This window comes from Schaalia sp. JY-X169 (genome assembly GCF_014069575.1).
GTDB lineage: Bacteria > Actinomycetota > Actinomycetes > Actinomycetales > Actinomycetaceae > Scrofimicrobium.
In genome coordinates this window covers 466765-480520 of the sequence record NZ_CP059675.1, presented here as the reverse complement: position 1 = coordinate 480520, position 13756 = coordinate 466765, and the positions used below count along the sequence as shown (strand labels likewise).

The window sequence follows — 13756 nt, the reverse complement described above, 5'->3', positions numbered from 1 at the left end:
CTATCATGAGACGTTAGCGCTGTCCGTAACAGACGTGATACCGTTACTCTAATCTCGCCTGACCCTCGAGGAGTTCGCCATGTCTTCAACACCCAACCTCGGACCGTTCTCCCCCAACCGCGTGGCGCTAGGCGACTGCCTGGACCTTGCAACCGAACTGCCGGACGAAAGCATCGATGTGCTGGTGACGTCACCGCCGTACTGGGGACAGAGAACATCTGAGGGAATGGGTGTGGAGACAGACCCGAGGGAGTACGTCAAAGCCCTAACCAAGATTTTCAAAGCCCTTCAACCCAAACTCAAGCGGGATGGGTTGGCCTGGATCAACATCGGCGATGCGTACAACACGCCCGTGAACTGGAGGCAGGACGACCACACGTACAGCTCTCTAGGAGCCGACAGGGCTGGCCTGGCGGCCACCAATAGCGCCTATACCAAGAACCGCGCCAAGCGGAAGGCCTTCCTCGAGAAGGAGACTCCTTGGCTAACCTACGGAAACCTGCTGGCGCTGCCCTACCGCATGGTGCTCGAGATGTCTGACGACGGCTGGCTGTTCCGAGGTGAGGTCATCTGGAAGAAGAAGAACCCGATGCCGGAGGGACGTTGCCGACGGCCTCACCGCGGCCACGAATCGATCTACCTCTTCGCCCGGGACGAGCGACACGCCTTCCGCACGAGCCCCCCGGTGAAGAGCGTGTGGGAGTTCGGAAACGAGAAGATCGACGGACCGAAGCACTTCTCGCGCTTTCCACTAGAGCTTCCGCGCCGCTGCATCCAAGCCCTAGGTCGTGCTGGCGAGGACGTCGTCGTGCTCGACCCGTTCTCAGGAAGCGGATCGACTGGCATCGCCGCACTGGAACTGGGTTGCTCGTACCTTGGCTTCGAGATCGACGCGGTTCAAGTGGAGGCGTCGAACCAGCGGCTGTCCGAGATCGAGTCGAGGGCCCCGCTATTCACGGTCTGAAGCAGCAAAACGCTTCCAAGCAGCCACGACGTGCTCCACGAAGGCGTCATCCGGGTCAGAGAAGTCGCACACAACGATCGGCGCGGCGACCTTGTCCGGGTCCAGCGAGGGCAACGTGTTGCCGTTGTAGGAGAAGCACGCAGAGAACGAACCGTCGTCCTCGAAGTCCTTTCGCTTGGCAGAGCGCCGCCCCTGCACCAGGCCAAGCTCGCCCTTATTAACGGGCCTGGCCGCTGGCGTAGATTTGCAATCCATCGTCCATAGGGGCGAGAAGTAGCCCTTCGCGATCAGCGCTTCGCTCATCGGCACGTCATCAGTCCGCCGCTCGGCGAAACTCGCCTTGACGTGCACGACGCCGAAGACTCGGTCGTCAGGGCCCAGGAGAAAGACATCGACCTTGTCCGACTCCAAGCGCGAGGGAACGTCGAACTGATCCATGAGATCAGCCTTGCGAGAACCGTTGGCGATCTCAATCGAGATGCCCCGCTCGGCCAGAGCCCCCCGGTAGTGCCTCACCATGATCTCTTCCAGCGCCCATCCGCCAGTTCGCTTCCACGACTGCACAAAGTCCAGTCGGGCGTACTCAGCGGGGTGGTTGTAGGGGTCGCAGTAGGCGCGATAGATGATGAACCACCACAGGTCAGAAGCATTGGCCTCGGGCCAGATCTCAACGGCCTTCAAGAAGGCTGCAGCCACAGCACTGGTCTTGATCTGCTTGAGCTCCTCTTCGTCTTCGTCGCGCGCGGCTACCAGGAGAGCCAAGCCATCACGCAACGCTTTGAGGACCTCTTCGAATTGCTCGAGGGTGGCGTTCTCGAGGGTGTACTGCGCGTCGTACTTGGCGTACTGAAAATGGATGACGAGATCTCCATTCACTTGCTCGGCGCGAATCTGGCGGGCCATCTCTGCTGGACGCACCTCCTCGTCATCGTCCTCCAGATTACTGAAGGCAGCGACTGGGTCCACACCGAGTCGCTCGATCAAGACGAAGAGGGTGTCGAGATCAGGCAGCGTCTCGCCAGACTCAAAACTGGACACCCACCCGGGGCCGAGGATGAGCTCGCGGTCCAGCTCGTCAGTAGACAACCCAGCGGCCTCACGAGCGTCTCTCAAACGCAGCAATAGCCGATCCACGGGTGTCGAATGCCGGGAGTCGCGGGTCACGTCCGCGGGGCTCACTTCTTTCCCCCAGACGTTAGCCCTGTCCTGAACTCCACCACGTCGCCATCGCGCATGACGTATTCCTTGCCCTCCATGCGGACCTTCCCCTTCGAGCGCGCTTCGACAAGGGAGCCGTGCTCCATGAGTTCGTCAAAGCCGATGATCTCCGCCTTGATGAAGCCCTTCTGGAAGTCAGTGTGGATCACACCCGCCGCCTCGGGCGCAGTGGCGCCCTTCTTGATGGTCCAGGCACGTGATTCCTTGGGACCCGCAGTCAGGTAGGTCTGCAGCCCGAGGGTGTCAAAGCCGACCCGCGCCAGTTGGTCGAGGCCGGACTCTTCCTGTCCCGTCTCCGCCAGCAGTTCGCGAGCATCGTCCTCGTCCAACTCCACCAGTTCTGATTCCAACTGCGCGTCGAGGAATATCGCGGGCGAGGGCGCCACCAGGGTGCTGAGTTCAGCCTGTAGGTCCTGGTTTGCTAGCCCGTCCTGGTCCATGTTGAACACGTAGATGAAGGGTTTAGAGGTCATGAGTTGGAAGGAACGCAGCGCGTCCTGATCCAACTTCGCACCCTCGGGCCCGGACAGCAGCTTGCCTTCCGACAGCAGCTTTTGGGCCGCAAGCGCGGTGTCGAGGAAGACCTTCTCGGTCTTCTTGCCCCGCACCTCTTTTTCAAGCCGCGGGATTGCCTTTTCGATGGTCTGCAGGTCCGCCAGAAGCAGCTCGGTAGTGATCGTCTCGATGTCATCTTCAGGGTTGATGCGACCGTCGACGTGTACGACGTCCTCGTCAGCAAACACGCGGGTCACCAGGCAGATGGCGTCGGCTTCACGAATGTTGGCGAGGAACTGGTTGCCCAGCCCCTCCCCTTGTGAAGCTCCGCGGACGATTCCCGCGATGTCGACGAACGACACCACGGCGGGAACCAGCTTCTGAGAGTCATAGAGACTCCCGAGCTTCGCCAGCCGCTCGTCGGGCAGTGGCACCATTCCGACGTTGGGTTCAATGGTCGCAAACGGGTAGTTTGCAGCCAGAACCGTGGCGCGGGTGAGGGCGTTAAACAGGGTCGACTTGCCAACGTTGGGCAGTCCAGCAATACCAATAGTCAAAGACACGCCCCCCAGTCTAAATGAGGTGGGCGCGAATAGACCTCTCCGATTCGGTGAGAACCGGCTCAGAGCGGGACGCGACTAGCGCGTGTGATTCGGCGCTGGCGACCTGCCCTTGACGTGCAGGGGAAGGAGACCGTTATTCTTCAGGTCATTCTTCAGGTTGCGCGGAAGTGCGAAAGTGATGGTCTCAACCTGGGTGCGAACCTCTTCAACCTCACCAAACCCGCGGTCTTGCAGCCAAGTGATAACGTCCTTGACTAGGATCTCTGGAACAGAGGCTCCCGAGGTGACGCCAACCGTGTTGACGTCCTCGAACCACTTCGGGTCCAGTTCGGCGGCCTTATCAACGCGGTATGAGGCACCAGCGCCCGCTTCGAGGGCGACCTCGACAAGCCGAACTGAGTTCGAAGAGTTCGCCGAACCCACCACGACCATCACGTCGGCCTGAGCGCCAATGGCCTTGACCGCTTCCTGGCGGTTCTGCGTGGCATAGCAAATGTCGTCCGAGGGCGGGTCAATGAGGGCAGGGAACCGCTGCCTAAGGCGACCGACGGTCTCCATTGTTTCGTCGACGCTCAGTGTGGTCTGCGAAATCCACACAACCCGCTCCGGGTCACGAACTACAACCTGGTCCACGTCCTCGGGCGTTCCCACAATCTGGATGTGGTCGGGCGCTTCACCGTAAGTGCCCTCAACCTCTTCGTGTCCCTTGTGACCGACGAGGACGATGTCGTAGTCTCGCTCCGCAAACCGTACGGCTTCGCGGTGCACCTTGGTCACCAGCGGGCAGGTGGCATCAATGGTCCGCAACGATCGTGCCTCCGCGTCCGCGTGAACCTGAGGTGAAACTCCGTGGGCGGAGAACACGGTCACCGCGCCCTCGGGAATCTCATCAACCTCCTCAACGAAGATCGCACCCCGATCAGTCAGCGTCTCTACAACAAACTTGTTGTGAACGATTTCCTTGCGCACGTACACGGGTGCGCCGTGGAGTTGCAGCGCGCGTTCCACGGCTTCCACGGCCCGGTCAACCCCCGCGCAATACCCGCGTGGGGCCGCTAGGAGGATCCGCTTGCTGTCTGCATCCACAACGCTCATGGGTCCAATCTATCGAAGCTTTGACGAGTGAAGATAGCGCGGTCGGCCACACATGCGAAAGGGCAGGTGCCCGAAGACACCCACCCAATCGCATTTTAGTACTGCTCTACTTGAGGTTCTCGTCAATCAAAGCCATGCGCTCCGGATCGTTGGCGAACACCTCTTTGAGATTGGCCTGTGTAACGACCACGGGCTCAAGGGCATAAACGCCAACTTCCCTTACTCCGTTGTCGATCGTTTCGCTCGGCTCAGGCATGCCATTTCCGGCCTGGAGAGACTTGATGATCTCAATCGTTGCAGCAACCAGGTCCTGCGTCGGCTTCGCGACTGTGGAGTACTGCTTGCCCTGGGCGATCCAAACGATGGACTCGTTCTCTGCATCAAGGCCTGAAACAACCGGGATTGCCTGACCGGCTTGCTCTGCCGAGGTGATGATTGCTCGCGCAATGCCATCATTCGGTGAGAGGACACCCTGGATTTCCTTGTCTGCGTAGTTACCCGCGAGGATGGAGTCCATTCGCGCCTGCGCCTTACCGTTGTCCCAGTCCTGCGTTGCGGCCTGGGTGAAGTCCGTCTGACCTGAAACGACGACCAGCGTGCCGTCATCGATCTTGGGTTGCAGAACTGTCATTGCGCCATCGAAGAACAGCTGCGCGTTGGGGTCAGCTGGGCCACCCGCGAAGAGCTCGATGTTGTATGGAGGTTCACCCTTCTCTGCGGCAAGGCCGTCGAGAAGTGCCTGTCCCTGGAGCTCACCGGTGCGGATGGAGCCGAACTGCACGACACCATCCACGGCCTCGGTGTTCTCAATCATTCGGTCATATCCGATGATGTAGACACCCTCGGCAGCTGCCTTCTCAAGGACGGAACCAAGTTGAGTGCCATCGATGGGGCCAACCACGATGACCTTCGCACCCTGTTCGATCATTGCTTCAATCTGCTGTTGCTGCTGGGCAACCTTGTTGTCAGCAGCCTGCACGATTGGGGTGAAACCAGCAGCCGCGAGTTCCTCTTGGAACATCGTGTCTGCTTCTTTCCAGTTCTGAGTGCCAAGCCAAGGCAATGACACACCAATGGCTGCATCAGCGGCGAAACCACCGGCTGCCGCTGCATCCCCACCGGACTCCGCGCCACCGGTTGACTCCTCTTCGGTACCGGTACGGCCACCACCACAAGCGCTCAACGAAAGGGCGGCCACCGCCGCAACTGCGGCAAACCCTGCAATACGTCGTTTCATTGTTTTCCTTTCACGGCTTCCTTCCAGAAGCCCATTTCATGCTTTGAACGAATCAGCCGGCGGCCGCGTTCAGGTTCTTAGTGATCATTCGGTTGGGATCGGACGGTTGGGATCGGTCTGTGCATCACTCTCAGGCCCCGCATTGGCAGGCTCGAGTGACACCATCACGTCTTCTATTCCCTTCTCCCCGTCGCCGTCTTTCGACGAGAAGCGCATAAGTCTGCCGATTATCGATGGGCGGCCCTGTTGCTTGTTGTAGACATCGAAGGCAACTGCTGCAAGCAACACCAGGCCTTTGATAACTGCTGTGCGATCTTGACCAACACCGAGGAGCATCAGCCCATTGTTCAGTGTTGCCATCACGAGGCCACCGATCATAGAGCCGAAAACCGTACCGATACCGCCCGAGACAGCCGCACCACCAATAAACACAGCGGCAATCGCGTCAAGCTCCCAGCTGTTGCCATCATTAGGACCTGCCGAGGTAGCGCGACCTACGAAGAGGATTCCGGCAATGGCGGCAAGGAAGGACATGTTCACCATGACCAAGAAGTAGGTGCGTTTGGTGTTCACACCGGACAGGGCAGCCGCTGCTCGGTTCCCACCCACCGCGTAGATGTGCCGTCCGAAAGCGGTACGTTGAGTGATGATGTGGTAAATGATCACCAGCGCGAGCAGGATCAGACCCGGAATTGGGAACGATGTGCCGGGGCGACCGGTACCGAACAAGTACGTCAAGTATCCGATGATAAGTGCGATGAGGACGGAGCGTGAGATTGGCGCCCAGATCGGCATGTTCTCGCCGCGCTTCTGCGCCTTCGCAAACTTCCTGAACTGGGCCCAGGTGAAGTAGGCGATACCCAAGATGCCCAGTAGCAGTGTGGAGTTGTTAAACCCCGTGTTTGGTCCCCATTCCGGCAGGTACCCCGCACCAAGAGTCGCGAACTCACGCGGTACTGGAACCGAGATTGAGCCCGAGATCCAGATGACCACCCCGCGGAACATGAGTAGACCCGCAAGAGTCGTAATGAACCCCGGAATACCCATCTGAGCGAGCCAGAATCCTTGCCAGGAGCCGATGAGGATTCCAACGGCAATACCAACCAGCATTCCAAGCCACCATGGAATCCCCAGGCTTTGAATGGATAGCGCTACAACCATGCCAACCAGGCCCGCGACGGAACCAACTGACAAGTCGATCTGCCCGATCACGATCACCATGACCATGCCAATTGCCAAAATCAGAACGTAGGCATTACCAGAGATCAGGTTTTGCATGTTCGAGGGCGTAAGCATGCGCCCTCCAGACATGACTTGGAAGATAGCAACCAGAGCAACCAGAGCAATGATCATGGTGTACTGCTGTATGTTGCCCCCGAACACTTCCTTAAGTTTGTTCATTTTGTGAGTCCTGTCGTCTCAATCGGTAATCTGGGTATTCGTGGCAACCGCGCCCACGAGTTCAGCGTCGGTCTCTCTTGTTGTCGAGGACGATAGCGTCATGAGGCGCATCAACTCCTCTTGACTAGTTACTTTGGCATCTACAACGCCGGTAATTCTGCCTTCACAGATCGTATAGATCCGATCGCAGATCCCCAGTAGTTCCGGCAGCTCCGAGGAAATGACGATGACCGCTCGCCCCTCGTCTGCCAGCTGGAATATGAGCCTGTAGATCTCAAACTTTGCGCCGACATCGATACCTCTTGTCGGTTCATCCAGCAGGAGCACTTCGGGGTCTGGGTAGAGCCACTTTCCGAGCACGACCTTCTGCTGGTTTCCACCGGAAAGCGTCGTGACCCCGTCACGCACCGATGACGTCTTGATCTGGAGGTCCTTGCGGTACTTCTCGGCTACCGAGGTCTCCTCCGACAGATCCAGCAAGCCGCCTTTGATGATGGCCTTCAGGTTGGCACTGACAATGGTCCGCTGGATGGAGTCCAAGAGGTTAAGACCCAGCGTCTTCCGGTCCTCAGGAACATAGGCGAGACCGGCATTGATGGCCCCTTGGACGTTCGTAAGGTTCTTCTTCTCTCCGTTGATCAGCAGCTCACCACCCAGGTACTGCCCATAGGTCCGGCCAAACAGCGACCGCGCTAGTTCGGTGCGACCGGCTCCCATGAGCCCCGCAAACCCGACTACTTCACCCTTACTAACCTTGAAGGAAGCATCATTTACCGCCAGGCGATCCGGAATCGTCGCGTGCTCAACACTCCAGTTCTTGACCTCAAACATGGTCTCCCCTGGACGTGAAAAGTGGTCAGGATACCGGTTGTCAAGAGAGCGTCCCACCATCGAACGAATGATGCGATCCTCATCCACTTTTCCAGCAACAACATCATACGTTTCAACTGTCTTGCCATCGCGGATGACTGTGACCGCATCCGAGATAGCAGCAATCTCATTGAGTTTGTGGGAGATCATGATGCAGGTGATGCCCTTGGCTTTCAAACTACGCATCAGATCCAGCAGGTTGGCAGAGTCTTCTTCATTGAGCGCCGAGGTCGGCTCGTCGAAGATCAACAGCTTCACATCTTTGGCCAGTGCTTTGGCGATCTCAACCAGCTGCTGCTGCCCAACACCTAGGTTCTTAATCGGGGTGTTCGGGTCAATCGCCAGCCCCACACGGGCGAGCAGGTCCCTAGTGACCTTCCGCTGCTCATCCCAGTCGATTAGGCCCCGGTTGATGATCTCCGATCCCAGGAAGACGTTCTCTGTCACGGAGAGTTCAGGAATGAGTGCCAACTCCTGGTGGATGATGACGATTCCAGCATGCTCGGAGGCCTTGATGTTGGAGAACTCTACGAGACCACCATCAAAAAAGATCTCCCCCTCATAGGTCCCCGAAGGCCAGACCCCCGAAAGGACCTTCATAAGGGTTGACTTGCCAGCTCCGTTCTCTCCACATATTGAATGAATGTCCCCGCGACGCACGGTCATGGTCACATCGTCGAGGGCGCGAACGCCCGGGAACTCCTTGACAATGCCACGCATCTCCAGGATTGGGGGCGGCTTCTGTGCCATGCATCCTCCAACGCTTCTTTGAGTGGATGGGACCATTTGTCCCGCCTGAAACGATATACCTCACCGCTTAGTCTTCACTTCTAAAAGTCAATCTGTTACCAGACTGTTACCTTCCGCATACACGAACTTCGTCGTTCTAGAGAGGGTTTTCCCTGCTATCGGAAGGCTCCCACACTTGAGTCACACGATATCTTATCTTCACGATATAAAGACATAGTGGGGAGACACCTTCCCGGCATATGAACGGGTTGATGAAGGAGAAACTGGTAAGATCAGGCCGTGACTACAGGACCGGGCTCTCAGTCTTCACTTCGTGAAGCAAATGCAGCGCGCGTTCTTGAGGCTGTCAGAAAATATGGCCAGCTAACTCAAGTTGAGCTTGCCGCGTCCACAGGTTTGTCCCAAGCCTCCGTGTCAAACATCGTCAAGCGTCTTGTCAAAAGTGGAATCCTCGAAGCGAGGAACACCATCCGCTCGGGGCGGCGTGCTCAGAGCGTCTCCCTGGCTCGTCATAGCGGGTTGGTAGCTGGTTTGCAAATCGGGCGGCGGGGAATGGCCGTGGCGATTGCCGACTCGACACTAGAGATTCAAGAGAAGATCTCCCTACCCCTTCCAGTGGATCACCGGCCGGACACCACCTTGGATAGGGCAGCGATTCTCGTCGCAGAACTGCTTGACCGTATGGGGGCGCACCCAACAGATTTGCTGGCTGCTGGGGTTGCCGTGCCCGCACCGATCGACCCCACCTCCGAGATGATTGCCGTCCCCGGGATACTTCCGGGATGGGACAACATCGCCATGGGTGAGGTCCTCAGTAAGCGATTGAACCGCTCCGTCCTCGTTGACAATGACGCGAATGCTGCCCTACTCGCTGAGAGTCGCTTTGGGAGTCTGCGTGGCGTATCTAATGCGATGTACCTGAGAGCCTCGTACGCCACGGGTGCCGCAATCAAGATCAATGGTGAGGTACACAGGGGAGCGCACGGAACCGCTGGAGAGATTGGACATGTCCAGATAGAACCCACTGGGCTCATCTGTCGCTGCGGGGGTAGAGGGTGTCTCAACACCGTGGTTGGCGCAGAGGCCCTGGTTGATCTCCTTCGACTCAATCGAGGGGAGCTTTCCCTCTCCGATATGATCAACTTTGCCATGGATGATGACCCCGGCTGCCGACAGGTTATTGTCGATGCCGCAGCGCAGGTCGGTGGAGTCCTCGCAGACTTCGCCATACTCTTCGAACCTTCGAAAATTGTGGTCGGCGGCGAGCTTGTCAAGGCCGGCGACATGTTCCTTGACCCCATCCGGACCGCATTGGCTTCCCGCCCACTCCTCCGTGACGCGATCTCGGTGGAGAAGGTGGCTCTGGGCGGAAACGCGGAGCTCATGGGCGCCCTTATTCTTGCGAACCGAGCGGCCCAGGCAGCCGCGTCGGCAGGAACGACTGCAGTTGAAGACTCTACTCATGGAGATGAGGTGCAATGACAAAGTCAGGAATCGTTCTCAGCGTTGAGAACCTAAGCAAGAGCTTTGGAGCCGTGAATGCAATCACGGACGTCTCATTTGACGTTTATGAACATGAGGTTGTTGCCCTGGTTGGTGATAACGCGGCTGGAAAATCGACCATTGCACGCATCATTTCCGGAGCCTACGAGCAGAGTTCGGGTGTCATTCGACTCTGCGGAGAAGAAGTGCAGATTTGCTCGGCGCACGAGGCCCTTGAACTCGGCGTCGCAACTGTCTTCCAGGACCTCGCCCTATGTGAAAACCTCGACGTCACGGCGAATATCTTCCTGGGCCGCGAGCTCCACGACGGTACTCGTCTTCTTGCAGAGAGGAGGATGGAAACCTTGGCACGGGAGTACCTCGACGAACTCGGAGGACGTATCCCGGACGTCCGCGCGCCTCTCTACACCCTTTCCGGAGGGCAGAGGCAGTGCGTGGCCATCGCACGGACCCTGGTGACAAACCCACGGCTCCTGGTTCTGGATGAACCAACCGCTTCGCTTTCGGTCGCCCAGTCTGCTGAGGTACTGAACCATATTGAAGGTCTGCGCGCGATGGGCAAGGGGGTAGTCTTTATCAGTCACAACCTGCCGGATGTACGGGCCGTTGCAGACCGGATACTCGTACTACGCCACGGACGAATTGTCGGAAGATTCAACTCAGCAGACGCCTCCTACGAGGACATAATTGCTGCGATCACGGGACTAACAGCAGGGTAATCACCATCATCTCTACAAGGCACCGCATACAACAAAGGAGTTAGCAGTGGAAAGCACCGAACTGGATGCTGAGTTTCGCGCCCTCGTTGACTTTGCGAGAGGTTCGCGGGTCCCAACCGGGTTCGCAACAATGGATGCTAAAGGGGAAGTCGACCTCGAACGCCCCGTTGAGCTGTGGATTTCGGCCAGGATGACGCATGTCTTCGCCCTCGCACAAATGTACGGGATACCTGGCACCGAGGAACTCGTCGCGCACGGGGTGAACTCCCTGAAGAAGTACTTCCACGACCCTGTTTATGGCGGATGGTACTCGTCGATCATGGCAACTGCGGCCGAGGACGGAAACGGGGTGCCTGTCAATGACAGAAAGGAAGCGTACGCACAAGCGTTCGTGATCCTCGCTGCCGCTTCGACTCTTGCCGCCGGAAATCGCGACGCTGGGCCTCTTCTGGAGGACGCCCTCGCCCAGCAGGAAGAGCACTGGCTCGACCCGGAAACGGGGTTGGTGGCCGAATCCTGGGATCGTTCCTTCACGGAATGTGAAGACTACCGCGGCATCAACGCCAACATGCACACTGTTGAAGCGCTGGTGGCTGCGGGGGACGTCCTTGGCGACCCGATGCTGGTGGAGCGCGCAACCCGCATCCTCAAGTTTGCCTACGACCGGGCCGGTGAAAACAGCTGGCGCATTCCGGAACACTACACGGCCGACTGGCAGGTTGATCCCGACTACAACGTCGATGAACCGGCTCACCCGTTCCGCCCCTACGGCGTGACACCCGGGCACGGGCTGGAGTTCTCCAGGTTGATGCTGGCAACGCGGGGTTCCCGGGCGCTGCGGGACCTTCCCGAGGAGGAATGGTTGCTCGAGGGCGCTGAAGAGCTTGCGCGGACTGCCGTTGCTGACGGATGGGAAGTCGATGGGGAGCCGGGCTTTGTCTACACCACCACTTTCGAAGGTGTTCCAGTGGTGCGGGCACGCATGCACTGGGTGGTCTGTGAAGCAATCGGTCAGGCGACGGTTGCTGCCGCGGTAGCCGAGGAACTTGGGGAACACGCCAGCGCCCAGGCAGCGAGGCAGCGGGTCGATGAATGGTGGAACTACGCAAAGCCTTCCTTCATCGAGGCTCCGGGTAGGTGGACCCACGAACTGGATCCGAGCAATCAAAAGGCGGGGGGAACCTGGGCGGGCAAACCCGATGTCTACCACGCGGCCCAGATGGTTTTGCTGCCAAGGCTGCCTGTCGCACCGGCATTTGCTGCGGCGCTTCGGGACGGAATGATCAACTGAAAACAAGCCGGGGGGCATAGTGTCGGAGGCCCGTGGGAGACTGTCATCATGACTACGAACCCGCATCGAAACCAAGGCTTGGCACCAAAGGCTGCCATGACCACGGCGGAAAATCCGTGGCCCCTGAAACTTCTCACCAGCAATATCCGCGGCTACATCGACCGCATGTCTGAGATGTGGGTAGAGGGCCAGGTTGTTGAGTACAGCCCGCGGGGGTCAACACGCATGTCGTTTTTTACCCTGCGTGATGTCGATGAGGACGTCTCAATGCGCGTTACCGCATTCGGTAGTGCGGTTGCAGACGCTGGGGAGGGGTTTGCTGAAGGAGCACGGGTAGTTGTGCGCGTCAAACCGTCTTTCTGGGAACAGCGCGGCTCCCTCTCCCTGCAGGCAAAGGAAATCCGTCTCCAGGGGTTGGGTTCACTGCTTGCCCAGATCGAAAGGTTGCGCGCCCAGTTAGCGAGGGAAGGGCTGTTTGCGGCGCAGCGTAAGCATCCGCTCCCATTCATTCCGCGCAGGATAGGTCTGATTTGCGGCAGGGATGCGAAGGCCAAGGAGGACGTTCTTGAAAATGCACGGCTGCGGTGGCCGACTGCCCAGTTTGTGATTCGGGAAGTCGCGGTTCAGGGCCAGTACGCGGTTGAACAGGTCACGGCGGCGCTCACCGAACTTGATGCGGTCCCGGACGTGGACGTCATCATTATTGCTAGAGGTGGCGGGTCGGTTGAGGATCTGTTGCCGTTCTCTGACGAACGCATGGTCCGCGCCGCGGCAGGTGCTGCGACACCAATCGTGTCAGCCATTGGTCACGAGGGCGATGCGCCGCTTCTGGACCTGGTTGCCGACTATCGTGCCTCCACGCCGACAGATGCAGCTAGGCGTGTGGTCCCGGACTTTCGGGAAGAACTCAGCGGGGTTTCCCATCTGCATACCCGACTGGTTGCGGCGACAAGCCGCGTGCTTGCCCGGGAAGCTGAAAGCCTTAACCTACTTACCTCACGCCCTATTCTTCAAAGGCCCACTGCTGCACTTGAACAGCAGGCATCAAGCCTGGAACAGGCGATGCTCCGGATGCGCGGGGGGGTCTCAAGAACACTGTCCGCGCAGCAGGCTGAGGTCGCGCAACTACAGGCCATGCTCAACACGCTGTCTCCCACCGCCACTTTGGCCAGGGGATATTCGATTCTGCGAACGCCTTCGAAGACCATCCTCCGCACTACTGGTGAGATCAAGGCAGGCTCACTCATAGAGGGCATGCTTTCCGAAGGAACGTTTGTGGCAAACATTGTTGGGGTGAACCCCAAGGGATCATTCGTAACGGACCCACAACCAAGTCAGTCTTCAACAGAAGGGGAATCACGGTGAACGCAAAGAACGAACCAGCACCCGCAAATGGCGGTTCCACGCTAGCGGACCCAGCCACCATGAACTATGAGGCGGCAAAGGCGGAGCTGTGGAACATTGTTCAACAGCTCGAAGCTGGCTCTGTCCCACTAGAACAGACACTAGAGTTGTGGCAACGGGGGGAAGCTCTTGCATCTCGATGCCGCTCAATCCTTGAGAGCGCGGCGAAGCAGATTGAGGATCAGTCAGCGAACGGGACTGTGGCAGATTCACTCTAGAGTGTCGACGCAGACCGCAGAAGGGGAA

General features: G+C 58.5%; 12 protein-coding genes. 6 read left to right on the top strand and 6 right to left on the bottom strand.

Features of this window, described 5'->3' with window-relative positions; all coding sequences use genetic code 11:
- Positions 1-79 precede the first annotated feature (79 nt).
- Entirely contained in the window at positions 80-964 is an 885-nt protein-coding gene (locus H2O65_RS02065; protein WP_182141960.1) for a site-specific DNA-methyltransferase, read from the top strand.
- Here H2O65_RS02065 and H2O65_RS02060 read toward each other — a convergent pair.
- The 6 genes from H2O65_RS02060 to H2O65_RS02035 all read right to left on the bottom strand — a co-directional run bounded on the left by H2O65_RS02060 (position 950) and on the right by H2O65_RS02035 (position 8593).
- The gene (locus H2O65_RS02060; RefSeq protein WP_182141959.1) at positions 950-2143 is read right to left on the bottom strand and encodes a helix-turn-helix domain-containing protein; all 1194 of its coding nucleotides are present in this window, start codon (positions 2141-2143) and stop codon (positions 950-952) included. The genes H2O65_RS02065 and H2O65_RS02060 overlap by 15 nt on opposite strands.
- Positions 2140-3240, bottom strand: a complete 1101-nt coding sequence (gene ychF / locus H2O65_RS02055; RefSeq protein WP_182141958.1) for a redox-regulated ATPase YchF — start codon at positions 3238-3240, stop codon at positions 2140-2142. Before ychF ends, H2O65_RS02060 begins: the two co-directional genes overlap by 4 nt.
- A gap of 75 nt (positions 3241-3315) precedes the next feature.
- Positions 3316-4335: a 4-hydroxy-3-methylbut-2-enyl diphosphate reductase gene (locus tag H2O65_RS02050; protein WP_182141957.1), complete on the bottom strand. Its 1020-nt coding sequence runs from the start codon at positions 4333-4335 to the stop codon at positions 3316-3318.
- Positions 4336-4441: 106 nt separating this feature from the next.
- A complete protein-coding gene (locus tag H2O65_RS02045; protein WP_182141956.1) occupies positions 4442-5572 on the bottom strand; it encodes a sugar-binding protein in 1131 nt (376 codons plus the stop codon).
- Positions 5573-5656: 84 nt separating this feature from the next.
- Entirely contained in the window at positions 5657-6973 is a 1317-nt protein-coding gene (locus tag H2O65_RS02040) for an ABC transporter permease subunit (RefSeq protein ID WP_182141955.1), read from the bottom strand.
- Between the two features lie 18 nt (positions 6974-6991).
- Positions 6992-8593, bottom strand: a complete 1602-nt coding sequence (locus H2O65_RS02035; RefSeq protein WP_182141954.1) for a sugar ABC transporter ATP-binding protein — start codon at positions 8591-8593, stop codon at positions 6992-6994.
- Positions 8594-8872: 279 nt separating this feature from the next.
- Here H2O65_RS02035 and H2O65_RS02030 point away from each other — a divergent pair, with 279 nt between their 5' ends.
- From H2O65_RS02030 to H2O65_RS02010, 5 genes are read left to right on the top strand one after another with little or no spacing between them, the layout of a single operon-like run.
- The gene (locus H2O65_RS02030) at positions 8873-10075 is read left to right on the top strand and encodes an ROK family transcriptional regulator (protein ID WP_182141953.1); all 1203 of its coding nucleotides are present in this window, start codon (positions 8873-8875) and stop codon (positions 10073-10075) included.
- Positions 10072-10815: an ATP-binding cassette domain-containing protein gene (locus H2O65_RS02025; protein WP_182141952.1), complete on the top strand. Its 744-nt coding sequence runs from the start codon at positions 10072-10074 to the stop codon at positions 10813-10815. The genes H2O65_RS02030 and H2O65_RS02025 overlap by 4 nt, the downstream gene beginning before the upstream one ends.
- 46 nt (positions 10816-10861) lie before the next feature.
- Positions 10862-12106, top strand: coding sequence for an AGE family epimerase/isomerase (locus H2O65_RS02020; protein WP_259349558.1), 1245 nt, complete (start codon positions 10862-10864; stop codon positions 12104-12106).
- A 48-nt stretch (positions 12107-12154) separates the two neighbouring features.
- Positions 12155-13471, top strand: a complete 1317-nt coding sequence (gene xseA / locus H2O65_RS02015; RefSeq protein WP_182141951.1) for an exodeoxyribonuclease VII large subunit — start codon at positions 12155-12157, stop codon at positions 13469-13471.
- Positions 13468-13728, top strand: coding sequence for an exodeoxyribonuclease VII small subunit (locus tag H2O65_RS02010; protein WP_259349557.1), 261 nt, complete (start codon positions 13468-13470; stop codon positions 13726-13728). The genes xseA and H2O65_RS02010 overlap by 4 nt, the downstream gene beginning before the upstream one ends.
- Positions 13729-13756 lie beyond the last annotated feature (28 nt).